General features: G+C 59.1%; 24 protein-coding genes. 14 read left to right on the top strand and 10 right to left on the bottom strand.

All coding sequences use genetic code 11. The features are described from left to right. Nucleotides 1–97: 97 nt before the first annotated feature. From qatA to P2081_RS19085, 3 genes are all read right to left on the bottom strand, one after another. Nucleotides 98–1,633, bottom strand: a complete 1,536-nt coding sequence (qatA, locus tag P2081_RS19095) for a Qat anti-phage system ATPase QatA (RefSeq protein WP_278924390.1) — start codon at nt 1,631–1,633, stop codon at nt 98–100. Nucleotides 1,634–1,774: 141 nt separating this feature from the next. Then, complete coding sequence (locus tag P2081_RS19090; RefSeq protein WP_278924389.1) at nt 1,775–2,680, bottom strand: restriction endonuclease; 906 nt, start codon at nt 2,678–2,680, stop codon at nt 1,775–1,777. Further along, on the bottom strand, nt 2,677–3,903 hold the full coding sequence (locus P2081_RS19085) for an ATP-binding protein (RefSeq protein WP_278924388.1): 1,227 nt from the start codon (nt 3,901–3,903) through the stop codon (nt 2,677–2,679). The genes P2081_RS19090 and P2081_RS19085 overlap by 4 nt, the downstream gene beginning before the upstream one ends. A 797-nt stretch (nt 3,904–4,700) precedes the next feature. On the opposite strand from P2081_RS19085, the gene P2081_RS19080 reads away from it, so the two are divergent. The 6 genes from P2081_RS19080 (at nt 4,701) to P2081_RS19060 (ending at nt 12,988) form a co-directional block, all read left to right on the top strand. Next, nucleotides 4,701–5,630 (top strand): DUF2493 domain-containing protein, encoded by a 930-nt coding sequence (locus P2081_RS19080; protein ID WP_278924387.1) that lies wholly within the window; start codon nt 4,701–4,703, stop codon nt 5,628–5,630. A 153-nt stretch (nt 5,631–5,783) separates the two neighbouring features. Next, nucleotides 5,784–6,938, top strand: a complete 1,155-nt coding sequence (locus tag P2081_RS20980; protein ID WP_369011410.1) for an SH3 domain-containing protein — start codon at nt 5,784–5,786, stop codon at nt 6,936–6,938. A gap of 356 nt (nt 6,939–7,294) precedes the next feature. Further along, on the top strand, nt 7,295–7,501 hold the full coding sequence (locus P2081_RS19075) for a hypothetical protein (protein ID WP_278924386.1): 207 nt from the start codon (nt 7,295–7,297) through the stop codon (nt 7,499–7,501). A 561-nt stretch (nt 7,502–8,062) separates the two neighbouring features. Beyond that, entirely contained in the window at nt 8,063–8,656 is a 594-nt protein-coding gene (locus P2081_RS19070; RefSeq protein WP_313790361.1) for a helix-turn-helix domain-containing protein, read from the top strand. Further along, entirely contained in the window at nt 8,643–10,976 is a 2,334-nt protein-coding gene (locus P2081_RS19065; RefSeq protein WP_278924384.1) for a relaxase/mobilization nuclease domain-containing protein, read from the top strand. The genes P2081_RS19070 and P2081_RS19065 overlap by 14 nt, the downstream gene beginning before the upstream one ends. An 8-nt stretch (nt 10,977–10,984) precedes the next feature. Continuing rightward, nucleotides 10,985–12,988 (top strand): type IV secretory system conjugative DNA transfer family protein, encoded by a 2,004-nt coding sequence (locus P2081_RS19060; protein ID WP_278924383.1) that lies wholly within the window; start codon nt 10,985–10,987, stop codon nt 12,986–12,988. A gap of 362 nt (nt 12,989–13,350) precedes the next feature. Here P2081_RS19060 and P2081_RS19055 read toward each other — a convergent pair whose 3' ends face one another. From P2081_RS19055 to P2081_RS19035, 5 genes are all read right to left on the bottom strand, one after another. After that, nucleotides 13,351–13,458, bottom strand: coding sequence for a DUF2474 family protein (locus tag P2081_RS19055; RefSeq protein ID WP_278924382.1), 108 nt, complete (start codon nt 13,456–13,458; stop codon nt 13,351–13,353). Then, nucleotides 13,458–14,462: a cytochrome d ubiquinol oxidase subunit II gene (gene cydB / locus P2081_RS19050; protein WP_278924381.1), complete on the bottom strand. Its 1,005-nt coding sequence runs from the start codon at nt 14,460–14,462 to the stop codon at nt 13,458–13,460. The genes P2081_RS19055 and cydB overlap by 1 nt, the downstream gene beginning before the upstream one ends. A 12-nt stretch (nt 14,463–14,474) precedes the next feature. Beyond that, nucleotides 14,475–15,887: a cytochrome ubiquinol oxidase subunit I gene (locus tag P2081_RS19045; protein WP_278924380.1), complete on the bottom strand. Its 1,413-nt coding sequence runs from the start codon at nt 15,885–15,887 to the stop codon at nt 14,475–14,477. A gap of 71 nt (nt 15,888–15,958) precedes the next feature. Then, complete coding sequence (locus tag P2081_RS19040) at nt 15,959–16,390, bottom strand: DsrE family protein (protein WP_278924379.1); 432 nt, start codon at nt 16,388–16,390, stop codon at nt 15,959–15,961. 55 nt (nt 16,391–16,445) lie between these two features. Then, the gene (locus P2081_RS19035; protein ID WP_278924378.1) at nt 16,446–17,084 is read right to left on the bottom strand and encodes a peroxiredoxin; all 639 of its coding nucleotides are present in this window, start codon (nt 17,082–17,084) and stop codon (nt 16,446–16,448) included. A 123-nt stretch (nt 17,085–17,207) separates the two neighbouring features. On the opposite strand from P2081_RS19035, the gene P2081_RS19030 reads away from it, so the two are divergent. Together P2081_RS19030 and P2081_RS19025 are read left to right on the top strand one after the other, a co-directional pair. Then, nucleotides 17,208–17,678 carry an RrF2 family transcriptional regulator gene (locus P2081_RS19030; RefSeq protein WP_278924377.1) on the top strand — a complete coding sequence of 157 codons (471 nt, stop codon included), beginning with the start codon at nt 17,208–17,210 and terminating at the stop codon, nt 17,676–17,678. Next, nucleotides 17,675–18,340 carry a Crp/Fnr family transcriptional regulator gene (locus tag P2081_RS19025; protein ID WP_278924376.1) on the top strand — a complete coding sequence of 222 codons (666 nt, stop codon included), beginning with the start codon at nt 17,675–17,677 and terminating at the stop codon, nt 18,338–18,340. Before P2081_RS19030 ends, P2081_RS19025 begins: the two co-directional genes overlap by 4 nt. Here P2081_RS19025 and P2081_RS19020 read toward each other — a convergent pair. Continuing rightward, complete coding sequence (locus P2081_RS19020) at nt 18,314–18,913, bottom strand: DedA family protein (RefSeq protein ID WP_278924375.1); 600 nt, start codon at nt 18,911–18,913, stop codon at nt 18,314–18,316. The genes P2081_RS19025 and P2081_RS19020 overlap by 27 nt on opposite strands. Continuing rightward, on the bottom strand, nt 18,910–19,269 hold the full coding sequence (locus tag P2081_RS19015) for a hypothetical protein (RefSeq protein WP_278924374.1): 360 nt from the start codon (nt 19,267–19,269) through the stop codon (nt 18,910–18,912). Before P2081_RS19015 ends, P2081_RS19020 begins: the two co-directional genes overlap by 4 nt. A gap of 73 nt (nt 19,270–19,342) precedes the next feature. On the opposite strand from P2081_RS19015, the gene P2081_RS19010 reads away from it, so the two are divergent. From P2081_RS19010 to P2081_RS18985, 6 genes are read left to right on the top strand one after another with little or no spacing between them, the layout of a single operon-like run. Continuing rightward, entirely contained in the window at nt 19,343–19,558 is a 216-nt protein-coding gene (locus P2081_RS19010) for a YgaP family membrane protein (RefSeq protein WP_278924373.1), read from the top strand. Between the two features lies 1 nt (nt 19,559). Continuing rightward, entirely contained in the window at nt 19,560–19,991 is a 432-nt protein-coding gene (locus P2081_RS19005) for a YeeE/YedE family protein (protein WP_278924372.1), read from the top strand. 3 nt (nt 19,992–19,994) lie between these two features. Further along, nucleotides 19,995–20,426, top strand: coding sequence for a DUF6691 family protein (locus tag P2081_RS19000; protein WP_278924371.1), 432 nt, complete (start codon nt 19,995–19,997; stop codon nt 20,424–20,426). Beyond that, a complete protein-coding gene (locus P2081_RS18995) occupies nt 20,423–21,013 on the top strand; it encodes a hypothetical protein (RefSeq protein WP_278924370.1) in 591 nt (196 codons plus the stop codon). The genes P2081_RS19000 and P2081_RS18995 overlap by 4 nt, the downstream gene beginning before the upstream one ends. A 33-nt stretch (nt 21,014–21,046) precedes the next feature. Continuing rightward, a complete protein-coding gene (locus P2081_RS18990; RefSeq protein ID WP_278924369.1) occupies nt 21,047–21,406 on the top strand; it encodes a rhodanese-like domain-containing protein in 360 nt (119 codons plus the stop codon). A 44-nt stretch (nt 21,407–21,450) separates the two neighbouring features. Beyond that, entirely contained in the window at nt 21,451–22,335 is an 885-nt protein-coding gene (locus P2081_RS18985) for an MBL fold metallo-hydrolase (RefSeq protein WP_278924368.1), read from the top strand. The last annotated feature ends 25 nt before the right edge of the window (nt 22,336–22,360 follow it).

The raw sequence follows: 22,360 nt of genomic DNA, 5'->3' as shown, positions 1-22,360 counted from the left end.
ATCCCATGTCTATCACTCCCAATCCCCCCAACGAAAACCGTCGGGGCAGTGTGTTCACATGGGTCAATTCTCAGTGACAATTTATCGGCATACCGGGTCAGTTCTCAGTGACAATCAACACGAGATTGGTGCCTGCAGTGAATAGCGCCTTGCGATCTCGGGACACGAACAAATACGGACGCAGATCCTCGTCCGCGAGCGCGGGGGCCACCAAAGCCCATCGTCTGACCCATTCGCTCGCAAGAAGGTCGTCCTCCGGAAGTCTCTCCGTTTGACCCCGGCCCTTGGCGGTGGCCGGTTTCTTGGATTTTTCGGGCTCTTCATCATCTTTGCGCAACGCCTCCTCGAGTGTCGCAACGGTTATGGAGGAGCCGCTGACAGCGGCCTCGACCTCGAGGCGTTCGAAGAAATCGGCCTTGAAACGTTCGGCGAGCATCAGCTTGGCGAGGACCGCGGGGTTCACATCGTCACCGATCCCGCGCGCATCCGCGATGGCGAGACGGAGATTGAGCGTGTTCAAAAATCTCTTGATCTGCCTCGGGTTGCCTTGAGCGCCTTCAGCGAGCGGCAGCGCGAGTTGATCGGCGAGAATGAGCGCATTCTCCAGCTCCGCCGAGACCGCACCGAGACGCTTTTCGATCACACCGCGGCTCAGCCCGTTCCCGTCCCAGGGACGTCTGAGTGCTTCGCGACCTAAGTTGAGCAATGTGTCGAAGGGGGCCGAACCGGTGTCGAGCGAGCTACCGGCGACGAGAAGCGTGAGATAGATCTTGGTCTCGACGTATCCCAATGGCGGTAGTCGGAACGGCACCTGAATGAGCTTTTCGAGGTAGTTCCGGGCATAGGTCGACGGGCCCGACGATAGTGGCAAGTCCGGGAAATGGGACCTGACGGCGTATTCGATCATTCCCTCGTCGGCGGCGATGACAAAGGCCGCGCCGGGCACGAACAGGAAGAGCCGTATCGCCTCAAGTGTCTCGATCGCCGTGGCGGGAAGGCATCTGTCCAGATCGTCAACAACAACGACGAGGCGATCTATGTCCGCGGCCGCGAGCAGTTCCTCGAATTCCACCCTGAAGGCATGAATATGGGCAGGCAAGGTTTCGGCTTCAGGGTCGTTAAGACAATCTGTGACATTCTTGACGTACCCTGTCATATCGCCAACCGTCAGATCTTCGCCACCGGCCAAGAGCTTCTTCCCCTGTTCCATGAGCCCGCCGAGCATGTCCGGGGATGGGATGCCGGTAAGTCCGGTCAGGGCGAGGCCACCCGCCTTGGATGCGACTTTCATAAGATCGACGCGCTTAAGCAGTTTTTTGGATGCGTCTTTCAGCTTGGTGGTGAACGCCCGATCCCGCAGCAATTGCTCTACGATCGTTTCGATGATGACGGTCTTTGCGTCTTCGAGGCCCTGGAACAGCCAGCCGTTGAACCGGACGACGGATGTGCGATCGTCCTCTGAAAACGCGTCCTCTAGCATGAGCAACACGCTCGATTTTCCAGCACCCCAGTCCCCATGGACGCCGACCGTGAGAGGTTCGTTCCCAGAGTCTCTGATCACCTTCGCGACCGTCGCTGAGACGGCTTCCGAGTAGATCATGTCGATGGCGGTCTCGTTATCTGGAATAATCATGAAAGTCATTTCTGTAGGATTTAGAGGTTTCAATAATTGTCGATTGCGCGCAGCTTTGCCGCCTCGTCGCTGGCCGAGTGATTAGTTGTAAACCGGCAGGCTTGCCCGATCTATTGGTCTTCTTTCCTCGTTCGGTTCTCGTCATAACAAGTCTCGAACCGGAACAAATGCTTGGTTGGTTTCAGCGGCGCGTCGCAGCTTTTCGTCAAGCACGTCGATCAATGAGAGACGGTTGTGAACGACCTGATGCAGATCCAACCCATCAGCACAGATTATATTTGTGCGTCTACCCGTCCTGAAAGCCTTGAGGCCGTCTTCGGAGAAGCCCGAATTACTGATGAAAAGCCCGCGCGCCCAAGTCGCCTTGCCTGAGACCTTTCCCGAAAAGGTTAGCAGATCGGATTGTCCCGTGCGACCAGCCTGCCATTTGGCTTCCACGAGGTATGTTTCGCCGTGCAACTTGAAGCTTCCGTCAATCTGTTCGCCTGTCAGTTTGAAAGGCGCTCGCGGCGTCAGACCATACGCGGCGAAAAGTTCGGTTAGAAAGCGCTCATATTCAAAGCCGCGCCGCTGAGGCGGGTGTTCAAATAGGCCGATCAGGCGCGCCGATAGCGTGTGCGCTAACTCGTCCGAAAGCGTGGCCTTCTTTGGTTCCGGAGTCGCCTCCGGCTCGGTTTGGGCTCCCGCCAGTGATTCAAGAAACGTGGGATCGTTTAGCTCGGGCACCTTTATCGACAGACGCAAAAGGAGCGCGTTCAAACCATCTACTTCCGCGCGGGTTAGCGGCTCGCCTTTACCTCTGCGCCAAGTCATCGATTGCCGGACGATCGCCAACATCAACGCACTGAGCTTGTGTCGCCGTTGACTGAGGGTTGACGACAACATTTGAACAATGGCCGGACGCTTGCTCCCTCCGGTCCACAAGTCCTCGCATTGGACTTGTGCTGCTGCCAATGGGAATGCGGTCCGTGAGTTTCCGCTCCCAGGCAAGAAGTTGTAGAGAAGGTCCGCGAGATCCTCGACGCATTGTTCCTCGACGAGATTCATGAGCGACCCCACAGGCATGAGAGCGGAGCAGCGAACATGTTTTCGCCGAACGGTACGACCCGGTCATGGTCGTAGAGTATCATGCCTTGGACGAATTTCTTGCCGCAGGCGTCCGCTAGTTTTCGCATTCCCGAAAAATCACTTGCCGAAACGGTGGCGGACGACTTCACCTCGATCCCGACGACCTCACCTCGTCGGTTCTCCAATACGATGTCGACCTCGTTCTTGTCCTTGTCTCGGAAATGCGAGAATGTGCACCGCTGTTCGCTCCACGTCGCGATCTTCCGCAACTCGCCGAACACGAACGTCTCCAGGATCGCGCCAAAGCTCGTTTTGTCTTTTCGGACTACATCTGGCGAAATATCCCGCATTGCTGCCAAGAGGCCCGCATCGAAAAAATGGAGCTTGGGCGACTTGGTCAGGCGTTTTAGACGGTTCGTGAACCAGGGCTGCAGGGTGTGAACGAGATAGAGGCTCTCGAAAACACTCACATACTTTTGTGTGGTGACATGATTGAGGTCGATGCTGGCACCGATGCCAGTATAATTGACCAGCTGTCCTGAGTGCTCGGCAAGCACCGACATCAGTTTCGGCATGATGGCAAGTTGTTCGATCTGGGCCACGTCTCGGACGTCGCGCTGGACAATCGCATCAAGATACCCGTGATACCAATCCTGCTTCCGCGTCCATCGCACTCGACCGAGCGCTTCTGGATACCCTCCGGAGAGGACGTTTTCAACGAGGTCGTCACCGACAATCATGTGGTCAGCCGTCGGCATCTCCCGCGCAAAGGCCCGATCAATGAACCCCGATTTCGTCCCAAGGATTTCTGCTTGCGAGAGTGGCAACAATCGAACGACCTCCATTCGGCCGGCAAGGGAATCCGCCACTTTGGGAATGGTCATGAGATTGGCCGAACCTGTTAGGAGGAACCTCCCCGGTGTCTTGTCGTCATCGACCAAGTTCTTAATGGCGAGTAGAAGGTCGGGTGCGCGTTGGACTTCATCGATTACTGCGCGGTCCAATCCGCGGACGAAACCGACCGGATCATCGATCGCCGACCGCAATACGTTGGCATCGTCCAGTGTCAGGAAGGGTGTCTTGTCCGACGCGATTTCGGTTGCAAGTGTCGTTTTGCCGGATTGACGCGGCCCCGAGATGAGGACCACGCGGGTGTCGGACAGCGCCTCTTCCACTCTAGCCTTGGCAAATCTTGGGTACATCGCCGCGCGACTCCTTTTGACCGATTGAAAGTACGTCTCCGACCAATTGAAAGTCAACTGCCGACCAATTGAAAGTTGAGGCCCGACTGAATGAAAGCTCACAACCTCAGCTCGCAAGCCTAACGTGCTGGCGACAATCCTGCCTTCTTTGGCAACGCTGTTCGCCGGTTCTGCGAGATTTCGAGTACATCACCTCCGTCGTGCTGTGCGATCTCGAGTAGGAAGCGGGAGCACCTGATTCTCTGCTTAGCAACCAGCCTCACGGCCTCCCCTGCTCGGCTTCGCGTGTCGCAGGTGAGAACGGCCCTGTGGTCCGTCGCGCATTCGGCCATGCGGCCTCACCGCGGCGATGCGCTTGGCATCCCGGTTTGCTCGCCTCGCGAGCACGTCCCTCCCCGGCCGCGCCGCCGGATTGCGCTCTGGTCTGTTTTGGCCCGAGGCCAAAACGATCCCGCCGCTTCATCCGTCTCCCGCGTCCGGTCGGGCCGTTTGCCTGCTCGGGTCGGGCAAACCTACCGTCAAAACACACACACATGAGCGTGGAAGCATATCCTCCGGATGGCCCCCAAATCAGCCCGCGTCAAGGATCGCAAAACTTTTCGGCGAGGGCGGCGCGGTTGGGGAGGGCGGTCCAGCCATTGAGCGTATGCACAATGTTGGCGTCGCGCCTGGAAAACTTTTGCGCCCGGCAAGCCGGCGGCTGCGCCGTCCCTGACTCGGACAGATTCGGTGAACCAGACATTCGGCCATGCCACCACACTCACGTGGTGGTCAGTCAAACATCTGGAGATACCAAAATGGCTTACGACCAAGCGAACACCTACGAGACCATCGAGCTTTTCGGGCTGACCGAAAAGGACGCCCATCTGCCGATCCCGGAAGATCACATCCTGAAGGACAGCATCATCCGCGCAACCTTCGAGACCCTGCTCGGGCAATTGCGCGGGACCGGCCTCGAGGCAGAAATCGAACCGCTGGCCCACGGGTTCGCGACGATCCTGCAACGGCGCAAAGTGACGCTCGGCAAGGAGGTCGATCGCACAGCCGACAAGATCGGCGCGCTGGCAAAATCTCACGACGGATCGGAAATCGCCGAGACGGCGCTCGAAGAGGCGCAGGCGCGCTTTCTGCAGCTGCGCGAGATCGTCGGCGCCATCGAGGTGATGAGCGAAGCAGCAGCGGAATGCTACGAGATCGAGACGCGACATGCCTTCATCCCGGCGGCAGGGTCACGCGCCAGTGGTCGGGCGCAGGAGACCGGGGCCGTCTTCGAGGCCCGGCAGCTTCTGGAGCAGCATGATCGCGAGACGGCCGCGAAGTCCAAGGTCGAAGGCGTGCCGCTGATTGTCTCTGGCGCAACCGACTGGACCGATATCGATGTGATCTTCAATACGCTCGACAAGGTTCGGGAGCGGATCAAACAAAACCGCAATCAGGAGATCTTCCTCTGCCACAAGGGTGGCAAGCACGGGGCCGAGATGATCGCGGCCCGGTGGGCCCGGGCGCGCGGGGTCGCGCAGGCGCGCTTTGATCCTCGCTGGTCCGCGCATGGGCGGGCGGCACCGTTCAAGTGCAATGACGAGATGCTGGACGACAAGTTTGCGGCGACGGGGGTTGTTCTCTTCGGCGGCAATGGCGTGGCGCTGAACCTCGGGCAGAAGGCGGAAGCGAAAGGTCTGACGGTGATGCGGGTCGCTGATCCGGCGAAGAAGACCGCGGAGATGTAATTGATAGGGTCGCCTAAGGGCGGCCCTTTCTTCGTTTCTCAGAGGTGCGCGAACCTCAGGGGTATCGCAGTGAACTCCAGCAATGGGCATCGAAAGTCTTGGTGATTGCAATCTGGCCAATCTGGTTTTTGGGAATGACTGGATGGTATCTCGATGCAATCACAGCTTAATATGGCCGTGCGGCAGAAGACATTTGTTGCGCAGCTCAACACCCGAACAGGTTTTTCCTCGATGCCTTTTTCTCCGGAACGCACCAAAGAGATTCAATCGCGCATTGATGCGCGATTGCGGTCTGGGCAGGCAAACGATTGGGAAGTGTCTTTTCTCACAAACATGGCTGAACGGTTTCAGCGGTATGGGACGCAGACGCGCCTGAGCAAAGCTCAGTATGCCAGCCTGCACAAAGTCCTGAAACTGGAACGGGAAAAACCAGCCCAGACAAGGTCAGCTGCCGACGACGGCACTCCTCAACCAGCACCAAAGCGCAGCTCCAGAGCCGTACAGGCGAGACCCCGTCCGATCTCCGTGACCCGCGCGATCACCGCACCTCGGCGTGCCGTGCGCAAGGCTCAACGCCAAATCATGGTGCCGTTGGTTATTGCTGTCGCGTTTTTCGCGTTGGTTGGATCATTGTTTGAGTCTTCAAATTCACGATCCACACCCTACAGTCCGTCAGCGATACCCACATCGCAAACGACAAACACCACTTACGTCTATGTGACAGGGACACGTGTCAACCAACGTGCTGGGCCGTCTACCTCGAACGCCGTGATGGGCGTCTTGAGCGAAGGGACCCGCGTTGAAAAGCTTCGCGATGAGGGGCAGTGGACCCAAATTCGGTCTAACTTGGGAACGGGCTGGATGTCTTCCAGCTTCTTGTCGTCGGTGGCGCCACCTACAGAGCGACCCGCTGCGCAGGACCGGTCGCTTCGAGCCAGCGATATACGGATCATTGATGGTGATACGATTGATGTTCGAGGCATGACAGCGAACGTGCGACTCGTCGGGTTTAACGCGCCTGAGACATGGAGACCGTCCTGCACTGCGGAGCGGCAGGTCGGGGAACGCGCAACAGCGCGTCTTGGTCAATTGGTGCGGGGTGCGGCGTCAATTGAATTTGAGCGCGTGGCCTGTTCCTGTCGGCCCGGGACTGAAGGCACGGATCAGTGCAATTTCGGGCGGTTCTGTGGCTCGTTGTTCGTTGACGGTCGGGACGTGGGAAGTGCGCTCATCGCTGAAGGTTTGGCCGTGCCATACCGATGTGGCCGCACCAGTTGTCCCTCACGCCCTCAACCCTGGTGCCGATAGCAGGGGCACTCACCCGACATAGACGACGGATCTTCGCTCGCGGCTGAACGCTGACCCGCCATGTCTTGAGCGTGACGGATCATTATCCACGTGCGTTAGATTAGAACGAACCAAGCCATCTCAGATCGGGATCAACGGGATCGATGGCGGGTTCAAAGTGGCGGCACAGATTTGGGTTCCTCCTTTTTGCTCATGGATGGGGATCGCACGGGGTCGGCCCGTTCGTGCCCTCTGCTTCGCTCCGGCAAGCACAAATACGGCTTCCACGGCTGGCCGCGGACCCTCCGCATTTGCGCTTGCGACCGGGCCTCTTGCCCCGTGCCGGGTGATCCACATCGCAACAAGGAGTAACCCAAATGACCAACCACTACGTCGCCACCGTCCCCGTCAAGTTCACCGATACCGATGGCCAGGAGCGCACCCGTTTTCAGCGAGTGGGCGCGATGTTCGGCAACACCCGCAAAGGGGACGGCTCGGAGTTCTTCAGCCTCAAGCTCGACTTCCCGGTCGCGGTCTCGGAGCTGGTGATGTTCCCGCCGAGCGCGAAAGATCCCCAGGACTAAATCCTCTGACGAGGATGGGCCGCCCCAGGACGATCTTGGGGCGGCTCGATCCCTGTTCCAGGGATGCCGTCACCGGCGCGGGTGATCGCCGACAGCGACCCTTCTTGGTGCCGTTCGCTGCGCGTTCAACGGACGCACTCCCCCCGGAATGATCAGGCCGCGACAGACCGGCCAGTCAGCCTCAAGGGGGCCATCCACAAAAACCTATCGGCCAGGGCCTCCCGGTTTTTGCGGCAGAGATTTGGCAAGCCAAATCTGGCCCTCCTTGACCCTGCCTGTCCGCCCTGTCGGTGGGGTTTGCGCCCGCCCGCGGTTCCGTCCGAACACATGGTGTTCGGCCAGACCCTCGGGCGGGGCTGGTGGACGGGACCCCTAGGACAGGTGGGTCGCCTGGTGGTGAGGGCGGCAGAGCCGCGTCCCTGCGGGCCGCGGCGTGAAGCGGACACCAAGGCTGCATGAGCCTGAATGCGACGTAAGTATATAATTGACAGCGTGGTATATTATCGTAAGGTAGGGGCAGCCTTGGTGGAAGGTGGCAGGAAATAGGGGGTCTTTCTTCGCATGTCTCGATCAAAACGTCTCACAGATGCGGACCGCATGGAGATCGTTCGCGAGGCTGCGGAAGGTGTGACCACATCGGCCTTGGCGGAGCGGTTCGGCGTGTCAGTGCGGGCGATTCAGTACACGCTCAAAGCCGATGCCGAGCGCCAGACGGATGCCGCAATTCCGATCTCAGCGGTCAGTGTGAAGGTTACCACTTCAGAGCTCGCAGCCCTCGACGAGGTGTTGGCGAAGGCGGGGATCGAGAGCCGGGCCGAAGGGCTGCGGCGGCTCATTCAGGCGGCGGGTGGGGTGTTCGTTCCGGACGCGCAGATGGCGGCCGAGATGGCGCGCTACCGCGCCTCGTTGCACGAGGTCGGCAATGGGGTCGCGCAGATCGCCAAGCAGATGACGCGGGCCAACCGGCGGGGGCAGGAGGCCGTGGGGGGCACGAGTGCCGAGTTCACCGAATTGCGCCTTGCCCAGATGCGCGGGTTGGCGCGGTTCATTCTGGATTCTGCTGACGAGATCGATCTGCTTCTGCGCCGCCGTCGGGACGCGATGCAACGGCAGGCCACGGCCGCGCTGAGGGAGTTTGCCCATGCGGCTGAATGATGCCGTCCATGCCGTCACGGGCGAGGTCTTTCGGGATGGCTGGAGCCGCGTCCGGGGCTCAATGCAGGGGCTGCACGTGGCCAAGCAGACCCAGCTTACGCGCGCGGCAGCGGGGCATCGGCCAGCGGTCTTCAAGGCGATCCGGGGCGGGGGCACGCATACCAAATCGCAGCTCGCCAATCAGCTCGAGTACCTCACCACCAAGTCCACCCATATCGTGGACAGTAGCGGGTTTCTGGATGGCAAGGCGAAGCTCGAGGCGGGCGACATCAAGGACCTGACCGAGCGCTTCGCCAAGCGGTGGGATGCGGGCTTCAAGCCCAAGCTTGGCCAGACCACGCACATGCTCATGTCCTTCCCCATCGGTACGCGCGGCGAGGATGTGCGCGACATCGCGACGGATGTGGCCGAGCGATTCTTCCAGACCGACGCGGGGCATTTCGACTACATCATCGCGGTGCATGAGGACCGCGATCACCCCCATGCGCATCTGGTGCTGAACCGCCGCTCGCAGGAGGGCGAGTTCTTCTTTCTGGGGCGCAACCATCGCTTCAACTATGACGACTTCCGCCTCGCCATGGTCGAGGAGGCTGAGAAGTACGGCGTGCGGCTGGAAGCCACGCGCCGGGTGGATCGCGGCGTCGTGCATTACCCAGCCCGGACCAGCGAGGTCTATGCCGCGAAAGAAGGGGGTCGCGCGCCCCGCGAGCGCGAACGTGTGGGGACCGACTTGACGCGGACGCTGGCGGAGATCGCCAACACCAGAACCGTCTACCATTCGCTGGCCGCAGAGGCCTCCCGGGAGGCCCGCGAGGATATTGCCGCAGCCCTCTTCCGCGCGGGCGAGGTGCTGGCGCAGGGCGGGCAGGTGGACCGAACAGGAGATGTGTATATGGCCGAGGATCAAAGCTTTGAGGATCTGAGAAGCCTCTATGCGGAGAAGCTCGCGCGGGTGCAGGGCATGATCGCCGAAAAGTCTGACGCGGAACGTCCCGTGCTAGAAAAACGCCTCATCGAGATCCAGACGCAGGTCCAGCACATGCAGCCCTTGGGGCTGCGATCATCCACGCTGTCAGAGACCCCCTCGGAGGGCGGGATCTATTCCGAAGCCAATATCGACGCCAGCCAGCGCGAGCGTTTGGCAGAGCCCGATCTGAGATCGCGCATTGACGCGGCACTACGGGGCACCGGGATCAGCACATCGGAAGTGGTGGCCCGGATCGAGACGGGCGCCTCAAATGCAGCGCTCGAGCATCAATGGATCGCCAATGATCTCTCCAAGGTGGCCGAGGCGCGCGATCTGAACCTCGAGCGCCGCGCCGATCTGGAACAAGCCCGCGACATTCTCAATGACGTGCATGTGGAACTTGGCACGCTGTTGGAGCGCGAGAACGTGCTGCGCCGGGATGGCGTCATGGAAGCGGAACCGATCAGCGAGCGGTTCCATTATCACCGGGACGCGGTCCGGGCGATGGAAGGGACAATCCGTCAGGAGATGCGCGCAGAGGGCCTGACCGCGCAGCAGATCGAGGACCGGGACTGGGAGGTTGTCTCAAGGGCGGAGCGCCGGATCGAGACCGAGCAGCGCGCGTATCTCGAGGCACACCCGGAGCTGCTTCCACGCCCTGGCGATGTGATCGATCGGTCTGAGCCCTACAGGGAGACCGTCACCGATGCTGCCCGCGCCAGCGAGATCACCCGCGAGGTCGACCGGATCATGGAGGGACGCGACCTCCGCACGCCCGTTGCGCATGCTGTCACGGATGACTTGCGCGCGCGCTATCCGGACATGCCGTCCCACCTCGCCCGCGGGCTTGGCTCGACCTATGCGTCCGTCGTCGAGATACGCGACACGGAGGCCATCAATCAGGTCCGCCGCGAAAACGAGATGCGCGAGGGGCTTGGGTCTGGCACGCGCGACGCACTCCTCGCAGCCCGCGGTGAAACTGCGCCGCAGTCTGACCGTACCGACCGCCTTGCAGAGGAGATTGCGCGTGTTCTGGACCATGAGCGGGCGGGGGAGTTGTCCGCGCCCTTCGAGACCGAGGCGGAGCGGGACGCTTTCCGGGGCGAGATCGCGCGGGTGCTGGATGACCGTCAACTTGAGAGGCTCACATCCGGCGATGCCGATGCGCTGGAGAAGGTTCTCGAGGACCGCCTCGACCGGCTCTATGTCGCCAAGGTCTATCTGCAATCCGATCCAGCGACGGCCAACACGGAGGCCTTGCGCCAGGTGGTCGATGATCTCGCCGACACCGAATATGAAAAACACCGCACCACAGACGTGGATGGCGAGACCGAGCGGGGTCAGGTCCATTGAGCGCCTCCATGGGAAAAGCGCGGATCGCCACGGGCGTCCTGCTCGTGACGCTGGTGACCGGGGCCATGGGCTATACCATCGCCTCGGCGGTGCTGACCTACCAGGATCTCGGCTTCGGGGCCGAGATCGACTTTGCCTATATCGCGCAGAACTATCTGGCGATCCGCGATCGCCGCCCCGAAGATGCCCAGCTCATCCACCTGATCGTCGGCAGCTTCGCCGCCGCTGGCATGATGCTGAGCCTCGCCCTCTCGGGGTCAGCTCTCACACGCTTTGGCCAGACCCATTGGCAGTCTGCGCGCGAGATGAAGGCCAACGGGTTCTTCGGAGCACCTGGGACCGGGTTCATCCTCGGCAAACTGGGGCCACCGAGCTCCCGCGCCAATTACATCTGCTCCAAGGTTTTCCCCCACGCGCTGATCGTGGCGCCCACGGGCCGCGGCAAGACCACGGGCTTCGTCATTCCGAACCTGCTGACCTGGCAAGGCTCCGCCGTGACGCTCGATGTGAAGGGCGAGTGCTTTGAGGCCACGGCCCGACACCGCGCCGCCCAAGGCGACAAGGTCTATCGCTTTGCCCCCACCGATTGGGAGGGCAAGCGCACGCATCGCTACAACCCGCTCCTGCGCATCTATCAACTGAAAGATCCCGCGCGCCAGCAGATGGAATTACAGCTCCTGGCGACGCTGTTCCTGCAGAGTGACAATGACCGGGTGCAGGGCCTCCTCAAGGGCGGGATCGATCTCTTCGTGGCGGCAGGCTTGTTGGCCTTCCAGCGCAAGCGCCCGACCTTGGGCGAGATCTACCGCATCGCGGCCTCGGGCGGGAACAAGCAGAAGGAGTATTTTGCGCGGGGCCACGAGGTCGACAACAGGGCGGCCAAGCTGATTTTCACGCGGCTGGCTTCGACCAACAACGATACGCTGACGTCTTACGTTTCGCTCCTGATGACCTCGGGGCTCGATCAATGGCAGAACCCCGCGATCGATGAGGCGACGGCGGTGTCGGACTTTGATTTCCGCACGATCCGCAAGAAGCCCTTTTCAGTGTATCTCGTGGTCCAGCCGCTGATGGTGAAGCCGCTCGCGCCGCTGATCCGGCTGTTTTTCTCCGACCTGCTCTCCGCCATGCAGGAAAAGGATCCCGGGCCGGATGAGCCCTGGCCCGTGATGATCATGCTCGACGAGTTCAATCGCTTGGGCAAGATGCCCATCGTGGTCGAAAGCATCGAGACCCTGCGGACCTACCGTGGTCACCTGGCCGTGGTCACCCAAACCATTCCCGCCCTCGATGAAATCTACGGCGAGAACACCCGCCGCGCCCTGCAGGGCAACGCCGGCGTGAAACTCTACCTGACGCCCTCGGATGAGAAGACCGTCGAGGAGCTCAGCAAGGCGGTCGGTAAGACCACGAAGACCGTCATCACGCGCTCCCAGTCCATCGGCAAGAACCCCTTTGAAGGGCGCAGCCAATCCACACGGACCGAAGAAAGCTCTTTGTTGCCCGAAGATGAGGCGCGCCGTCTGCCCCTCGACGAGATCGTCATGGTGATCGATGCGCAAATGCCGGTCCGGGCGAAGCGGATCCAGTATTTTGACGACCGCCTGTTTAAGGCGACCCACGCGGCACAGACGGGGGAACTGCCGTTTCCGCAGCCGGGGGGAAGTGGGCCGCAGGGCACGCTGCCGCTGAGTCTGCGCGCCATGCCGATGACACCGCCATCCAACGGCCCCTGTGGTTCTGAAACTGATATGGAGCGGGCACGCGAGGGCGTTGACGGTCAACCGTCAGGGCAATCTGATGTTGTTCCAAAGAAGACCGCGCCTGTCGTTCAAGCCGTTATCGCCGAGGAACAGCGCCAGATGGAGATGGATTTTGGCAGCAGCGTCGTGGATTCTGAAGCTGCGAGCGTAGCTGATGAGGCGCAGATGCGCTCTGCAGTCGATGGCTTGGACGAAATGGAAGCGATGCTGAGAGAGGAGGATGGCGGTGAAAAGCTGGTTGTCCGATAGGGTGGCGGGCATCGCGAATCCGTCGTGTAGGGCGGTGAGCGGGCTTCCGCCGCAGTCAAGAGCGATACTCTCCTCTGGCGAACGGTCAGCTCTCCACCGGTGCAAACCGGGGGTCTTTCAGCCACTTGAAAATCAGTTTTGCGCTCATAAAATAGCGGCGGGCAACCTGAGCAACCGAAACGCTAGGCGTCAACGTCTGTTGTGCGCAAATCGTTCGCTTTTCGTCATCCGACCATACCTGCTTATTCAAACCCTTCTTCCCCGCCATCACCAACCTCAAGATGTCCACTATGAATGGTGGACACTATTACCCACTCCATCACGCAGGCAGCGCAGTCAGGCCGGACCGATACAAGCCGTTTCTAGATTGCGAGCTTGATCAGAAAGGCCACAAGGCCAAGGGCGGTGACGCTCGCGAACCAAAGCCCGACAAACCATGCGATGCGCGTGAGACTGTTCGATCTGCTCATCAGTGATACCCTTCGGCCGGGTCCATCTTTCCACGAAACACCCAGTATGCATAAGCCGTATATGCCAGAATGACGGGGATCAGGATCACAGCGCCGACCAGCGCGAAGGCAAGGCTGGAGTCCGGCGCCGCGACATCCCAGATGGTCAGTGACGGCGGCACCATCATCGGATAAAAGCTGACGCCGATGCCGATGAAGCTGACGACAAAAAAGCCCAACGCACTCAGGAAGGGTTGCAAGTCACGTTGGTCGTTCAATCCTGTAAAGAACTTCCAAATTAGGCCTAACATCAGAAGAGGAACGACCATCGTCCAAAGGCTGCCGGGCAGGTTGAACCATCGGTCGAAGTAGATCGGGTTCTGGAAAGGTGTCGCAATACTGATCACCCCGATCAAAAGAAGCGTAGCAGCGCCAAGCCACCATGCCCATTTGCGCATCTGGACCTGTATGTCGTTTTCTGTTTTCAGGACAATCCATGTGGCTCCGAGAAGCGCGTAGCCCACGACCACGGCCACGCCCGTCAAAATCGAAAACGGTGTGAGCCAATCAAACCAGCCCCCCGAATAGGCGCGGCCTGTCACTTCGATCCCCTGCACTAGCGCTCCCAGAGCGATGCCCTGAGACATGGCTGCAACGATCGAACCACCAAAGAAGGCAATATCCCAAACCCATTTTCCGCGCTTTGTGCGCCAGCGATATTCAAAGGATACCCCCCGGAAGACCAACGCCAGCAGCATCAGCGTGATCGGCATGTAGAGCGCGGGCATGATCACGGCATAGGCCAGCGGGAAGACGGCGAAAAGACCGCCACCGCCCAGAACCAGCCAGGTTTCATTGCCGTCCCATACGGGGGCGACAGAGTTCATCATCAGATCGCGATCCGCTTCTGATTTCGCAAATGGGAACAGGATACCGATGCCCAGATCAAATCCATCTAGGATGACATAGGTCAGGACGGCAAAGGCGATGAGGCCGGCCCAGATGAAGGCGAGGTCAAAAACCATGGACTATACTCCTTATTCGCCGGGAATGGCTTCTGGGTTGGTTTGTGCGACAGGGGTGATCCCGGCGGTCCGGATCGGCCCGTCGCGCAAGCCAAGCTTGGGGGTCGCGGGACGTTTGTTCATCATGCGCATCAGGTAGAAGGTGCCGGCACCGAAGACGGCGAAATACACAATGACGAAGGCAACCAACGATGCCGCGACTGCCGGCGCTTCTACGGGCGCCAAACTGTCGGAGGTGCGCAGCAGGCCGTAGACAGTGTAGGGCTGACGGCCGACCTCGGTTGTGATCCACCCGGCAAGGACTGCGATGAACCCAGTCGGCCCCATGGCGATACTTGCACCGTGCAGCCATGGCGACGTGTAGAGTTGACCGCGCCAGCGCGCCCACGCGGACCAAGCCCCAAGACCCAGCATCAGGAACCCGAGCCCGACCATCACGCGGAATGACCAGAACACGATGAACACCGGCGGTTGATCTTCGTCCGGAATGGTGTCGAGCCCCATGACGGCCTTGTCGAGCGGCTTTTCGAAGATCAGATTGCCCAATCCGGGAATGCCAACCGCATAATCCAGACGTTGCTCGGCATCATTTGGGATGCCGAAGAGATAAAGCGGTGCCCAACCTTCTGGATGGCTTTCATAATGACCTTCCATGGCCATGATCTTGACGGGCTGGTGTTCGAGAGTGTTGAGCCCATGTTCGTGGCCGGCGAAGATCTGGATCGGCGTTACGATCACTGCCATCCACATTGCCATTGAGAACATGCGCCGCGCTTCCTTGTCGGTCTTGTCACGCAGCAGGTGCAATGCACCAACTGCACCGACAACCAGCGCCGTGGTAAGGAACGCGGCAAGGACCATATGCGATAGGCGATAAGGGAAGGAGGGGTTGAAAACGATTTCCCACCAGTTCTCCGGCACGAACTGGCCAACCTCGTTGATGGAGAATCCCGCTGGTGTCTGCATCCAGCTATTGACGCTCAAAATCCAGGTTGCGGACATCAGCGTTCCAAAGGCCACCATGGCCGTGGCGAACATGTGAAGTTTCTCGCCCACGCGCTCTCGGCCAAATAGCATGATGCCAAGGAAACCCGCCTCGAGAAAAAAGGCTGAGAGGACTTCGTATGCCATAAGTGGACCCACAACCGGCCCCGCCTTGTCCGAGAATACGGACCAGTTGGTTCCGAACTGATAGGACATCACGATGCCTGACACGACGCCCATGCCAAAGGCGACCGCAAAGATCTTCTTCCAATAGGTGAAGAGCGTCAGATAGGTTTCATCCCGCGTCCGAAGATACAGACCATTGAGGACGGCCAAATAGCTGGCCAGCCCGATGGAAAAAGCCGGAAAGATGATATGGAAGGACACCGTGAAAGCGAATTGCACACGGGCCAAAGTCTCTGCGGAAAAGCCGTCAAGCATTGTGGATCCCTTTGGTTAGCTTAGAGGGGCCAATTCGCTTGGCCCCGCACACTGTTGTTCTGTCATTCGGGTCAGTTGGACATTATCCGTGTATTCGGTGCGAGCAGGCGTGCCGCCAGTTCCGCTGGATCAGCAGCGGAAATGCCGTCGAGCAGCGCATCTTGACCGACGCCATTATTGGGCAGATAGATCGCACAAACCTCTACAGTCGCACCATTTTGCATAATCGATTGCATCAGGCCCTGTGGACTCATTCCCCGTGGCTGCTGCGGTGCTGTCGCCGAGGCAGGAGCGTCGATCAGTGCGAGGTCGCCTGCGGGACCGCATAGCAAAATATGCACATCAGCGCCCTGCTGTAGCGCCTGCGCGCTCAGCACCATGCTCATCAGCTGTGTCTGTGGTTCGTCCGACGCCAGGATTGTTACGAGATCAGGCATTTCTTGTGCCTGCGCTGACGCGGTGATCCCGAGTGTGGCCGCAATGACTGATAGAATTCTCTTCATAAGAGTGTCCTTTCTGGGGTAAATTCGATTGGTTTTCACCGGACTAGAGGTCGCGCTAGCCTTTGGGTCCGATATCCACCGTCCGCAAATAGGGGCGAAGGGTTTGGAACCCTTGTGGGAACTTCGTCTGAGCATCTGCATCAGACAGGCTGGGCGGAATGATCGCATGATCGCCGGGACGCCAGTCGGCCGGTAGGGCAACGCCCATTTCATCGCCGATCTTAAGCGCATCGATCACACGCAGGATCTCGTCGAAATTGCGACCCACACTCATCGGGTAGGTCATCGTCAAACGCAGCGTCTTGTTGCTGTCGATGATGAAGACAGACCGCACCGCTGCGGTTTCGGATTGGGCGGGGTGAATCATCTCATACAGCTTCGCGATCTTGCAATCGGCATCGGCCACGATCGGGAAGCGCAGTGTGGTATTCTGCGTGTCGTTGACATCCTCGATCCACTTGAGGTGCTCTTCCACGGTGTCGGTGCTCAGCCCGATGGGCTTCACGCCGCGCTTGGTGAACTCGGCGCTCAACTGCGAAGTCCGACCCATTTCGGTGGTGCAGACGGGCGTGAAATCCGCAGGGTGGCTGAAGAAGAAGGCCCAGTCATCGCCAATCCAGTCATGGAATGAGATCGGGCCAAGTGTTGTGTCCGCGGTGAAATCGGGGACGATGTCTCCAAGAAGCAGGGTCATTTTCGTTTTCCTTTCATGTTATGTCACGGCATCTAAGGCTCGGGCGCCATGAACTCAGTGACAATGTCACCTTGCGCAAAAATAAGTTATATGCGAATTATATCTTCATAAAAGGAGGGCAAGATGAAACTTACAGCTTATTCGAATTATGCGCTGCGATCGCTTCAACTTGCCGCACTCAAGGCACCAAATCTGATCCGCGTGGACGATGTCGTGAAGGTGCACGGGTTAGCGCGTCCGCATATCGTCAAGATCGTCCATGAGTTGGGGCGTGCTGGCTATCTGGAGACTCAGCGGGGCAGGGGTGGCGGGTTCAAGCTCGCCAAAGCGCCAGAGGATATCATCGTAGGCGATGTGGTGCGGTTGACTGAAGGCCCGCTTGATCTGGTCGAGTGTTTCAACCCGGCGGTCAACACATGTCCTCTGATCGGGATTTGCAAGCTGTCACGCGCGCTGCAAAAGGCCACGCGCGCCTTCATGGCCGTGTTGGACGATCTGACGCTTGCGGACATCGCCTCAAACAAGGGTGAACTGCTAGCGCGGATCGCGCCCATCGAAGAGGGCCTCGTCGTACCGATGCGGAGAGCCCAATGAGCGCCGAAGACTGGACGGAGCGCTTTCGGGGAACGAAGGCATTGCCGCAGACCGTGCGAAATCGCTTGTTGCAGGTCGCGCAGGTTCGAACCTATCAGAAGGGTCATCAGGTCTTTGGCCAGAACAATGTCCCCGACAGCCTTCTGTTCCTGTTCGAAGGTACGATCCGGGTTTCGCAATCGTCGGACAATGGGCGCGATATCGTTCTCTATCGTGTTGATGCCGGTGAAAGTTGCGTCCTGACGACTGCCTGTATGCTCGCCGAGGAAGCCTACAACGCAGAAGGAATTGCCGAAACGGACATTACCGTCATTGTGCTTCCCAAGCTGTCGTTCGATAACCTTGTGGCCGACGAACCGGACTTCCGGAACTTTGTTTTCGTTGCATATTCCCAGCGTCTCATCGATTTGTTGCGTGTCGTCGATGACGTCGCTTTCGGCAGAATCGATGTGCGCCTTGCGGAACGGCTCCTCGCTCTTGTTGGAGTGGACAAGGAAATCACCGCGACTCATCAGCAGATCGCAAGCGAACTTGGCACGGCCCGGGAGGTCATTTCGCGCGTCTTAAACGATTTCCAGAAGCGTGGGCTCATTGCGCAATCGCGAGGACGGATCGCGGTCTTGGACAAACCGCGCTTAAGAACTCTCGCCGAAAGTGATTGATTTGCGCCCCCTAGCTACACGCCGCCGCAGCAACTTTATCGTGAACAACATGAGCGTCAGCGACGTCGCCAATCCAATCAAGGTCGACAGTGCGTCGGAGACCATTGTGAGCGCGTGCCCGAAGACTGCACCGAGCGATACATAGAGGCCAACCCAAACGACCTCTCCCGCCAGTTCGGGCACAAGAAACCTGCGCCAAGACACTCCACTGGCACCAGCGGCGAGATTGATAGCCGGACCAAGGGGCGCAACCAGCCATCGGCTGAGGAAGATGGCCCAAGCACCACGCTCTTGCAGGTAGCTGCCGACCTTCTTGGTCGCCTCGGCGTGACCCGCAAGCAGACCAGACGCGTATCGCCCGAGAAGGAAGCCGACATTGTCGCCGATCACAGCGGATCCGAATGCAACACCGACGGTTTGCAAGACCGGAAGATCGCCGGTGGCGACGAAGGCACCGGACAGGAGGAGGAGCATCGACGCGGGCAAAGGAATGCCGAAACTTGCGACAAGTATAACTATGGAAAGTGCGGGCAATCCGTAGGTCGGCAACGCGTTGAGGAGGAGTTCCGTCATTCTGATCGGAGGTCTTGGATGGCCGTTTCAACCTCACGAAACATGTCTTCAAAGCCTTTGCCGCGCATTTCGGCAAGGTCTTGAAGCGACAAACTTCTAAGCGATTCGGGGGGCAATTCGAGTGCCCTGGCAAGCGCTTCCCGTTCGACACCGTAGGATCTCGCGACAAAGCCGATTGGCATCCACGGTTCGAGGGTCTGATCGCGATGCGCCGGGTCGGACCAATACACGAACTGAACGACACCGCGGACGGTGAAGCAGACGGTTGCGAGAGCTGACACGACCAGAAGCACCCAAAGAAGGCGACGGTAGGTTCCGCGGGCTTGGATTGGGGCCTGATCCACATCTTTCGTCATTGGGTGACATTATCACTGAACGTAGCGACTTGAACTTATATATCAGGGTCAACTTATACATTTGGAGAAAACCATGACCACCAATGTTGGAACCATCGACCGCATCCTGCGCGCTGCGCTTGGCATCGTGCTTCTCTATCTCGCATTCTTCAGCGGCATCTCGTTTTTTGACGCAACGCTTTACAAATACGGCGCAGCCGTGATCGGCGTTGTCATGCTGGCGACCTCGACGCTGAAACTTTGCCCGATCTATTCGGTGCTCGGCCTCAAGACCTGCCGGAGCTGCTGATATGGAAACCGTGTTCACTCCATTCGCGTCCTTTGGTGGGGGCCTCGCCATTGGCTTCGGCGCTGTTCTGTTGATGCTCGGTTTGGGCCGTATTTTTGGTGCAACTGGGATCATGTCCGGCGCGCTGTTCTTTGAAAACCGCGATGAACTGTCGTGGCGGCTGGCGCTGATCGCTGGCATGATCCTTGCGCCACTTGCGATCTTTGCTGTGACCGGCACCATGCCTGCGGTCAACGTGCCAGTAAGCCCCGCGATGATCGCCATCGGAGGCGTCATCGTTGGCCTTGGAGCAAGCCTCGGGTCCGGTTGCACGTCCGGTCACGGTGTATGCGGTCTGTCCCGCCTCTCGATCCGGTCAATTGTTGCCGTGCCAACCTTTATGGCGACCGCCGCAATCACCGTCTTTATTGTTCGCCACGTGTTTGGAGCCTGATCCATGAAGCTTATTTTTGCCCTTATCACAGGTCTTGTTTTTGGGTCGGGAATTGCCGTTTCCGGCATGATGGATCCGGCGAAGGTCCTGAACTTTTTCGACGTGGCGGGAACGTGGGATCCAAGTCTTGCCTTCGTCATGGGGGGCGCTCTCGTCGTCACCTTTATTGGCTATCGTCTTGTCTGGCGACGCAACGCACCACTTTTTGGCGGACGATTCCAGATTCCGAACGGGTCAGATATCGACGTGAAGCTCATTGGCGGTTCGGCTCTGTTCGGGATTGGCTGGGGCATTGCGGGCTTTTGCCCCGGCGCGGCCATTCCTGCCCTAGGGACCGGACGCTGGGAGGTTGCGTTGTTCTTGGTGGCAGTTGCAGTAGGTTTTTACCTGCGCCGCCTTATTGCCCCGTTCCAGCCGGCGCGGGTGGCGTCTTGAAACGCAGCACAGTGTTTACAATCGCCGGTCTCGTAATCGCTTTGGGCATCGGGGCAGGTGGTGCCTTTATGGCGATGTCCCAAAGTGGGCATAGAATGACGTCTGGGATGAACAGGCATGGTGCCAATGGCGCGGACCATGACGAGGTCATCCTGCCGGGACTTCGCGGCAAGAACGCTACACCGGAAGAAAGTGCCGAGCTTGCGATCATGTTCCGTAGCTTTGCCACGATCACCCGTGAAGTCGAAAACCTGCCGAACGGCATCCGCACGGTGACACGATCTTCAGACCCGGAAGTCATGAACGTCCTTGTCAGCCACGCTGTCGGAATGATCGACCGTGTCGGCCAGCTCGACGATCCGGAAATCATGATCCAGAGCCCCACGTTGGACATCTTCTTCCTACGCGGCGAAAGCATCGCATCGGATATCGAAGTCACCGATGACGGATTGATAGTGCTGCAAACCTCGAGCGAGCCTGAAGTCGTGGCAGCACTTCAGAAGCACGTCGCGGAAGTGAGTGACATGTCTGATCGCGGCATGGCTGCTGTGCACGACATGATGATGGCAAACGGGGAAACCCACTAATCCCGAACCGGGCATACGAACAGGAACAAAACAATGGCCTACACCGAGAAATTCCAGGCACTCGCAGATGCGGCACAGGCAAAGGTCTGCTCCGTTGAGGCGACGGATGTGGATGAGCTGATCGCGGAAGGGGCCATTGCGCTCGATATCCGCGACAAAGAAGAACATGACGCGGGGCATATCCCCGGGTCATTGAACATCAGCCGCGGCAAGCTGGAAATGAATGTCGAAAGTTCGTTGCCGGATCTCGATGCGACGATCCTTTGCTACTGCAATGCGTTCAATCGCGGAGCGCTGTCCGCCGCGACGCTTCAGGACATGGGCTATCACAACGCCAAGTTCATTGCCGGCGGGCTGAACGCCTACAAGAGAGCGCGCGCCGACCAGAATTGACCTGCTCTGCCTCTGCGCGAAACCGGAATACCGAGGAGATCAAGATGACAAACTATCCCGTCAATATGGACATCAAACCGCAAGTCGAAGCCTTCTTCGATGAAGCCACCAACACCATCAGCTATATCGTGAAGGACCCGACCTCGGATGCTTGTGCGATCATCGACAGCGTGATGGACATCGATTACGCCGCCGGCCGGATTACCTATGATCACGCTGATGCTATGATCGCCCGCGTGCAGGAGATGGGTTGCAAGCTGGACTGGATTATAGAGACCCATGTCCACGCCGATCACCTGTCCGCAGCTCCTTACATCCAACGCAAACTCGGCGGCAAGATTGGCATCGGCTCCAAGATCATGGTCGTGCAGGACACCTTCGGGAAGGTCTTCAACGAGGGAACCGAGTTCCAGCGTGACGGCAGCCAATTCGATATGCTGTTCGAGGATGGCGACACTTACCAGATCGGCAACATACAGGGTTTTGCCATGTATACGCCGGGCCACACCCCTGCCTGCATGGTTCATGTCATCGGTGACACGGCCTTCACCGGTGATACTTTGTTCATGCCCGATGGTGGGTCAGCGCGGTGCGATTTCCCCGGCGGCAGCGCGGAAGAGCTGTACGACAGCATCATGAAGGTGCTGGCTCTGCCGGACGAAATGCGCCTGTTCATGTGCCACGATTACGGCCCGAATGGCCGCAACATCGCTTGGGAAACCACTGTAGGTGATGAAAAAGAGCACAATATCCATGTAGGTCGCGGCAAGACGAAGGAAGACTTCATCAAGTTCCGTACCGAGCGTGACGCACAACTTGCCATGCCCAAACTCATCATTCCGTCGTTGCAGGTGAACATGCGGGCTGGTGAAGTACCGACCGACAAGGATGGGAATCCAATGCTCAAAGTGCCCGTCAACACACTTTGAGGAAAGACCCAAAAAAACGAACTGG

Source organism: Pseudophaeobacter profundi, from assembly GCF_029697505.1.
Classification (GTDB): Bacteria; Pseudomonadota; Alphaproteobacteria; order Rhodobacterales; family Rhodobacteraceae; genus Pseudophaeobacter; species Pseudophaeobacter profundi.
This window is presented reverse-complemented; position numbering and strand designations above follow the sequence as displayed.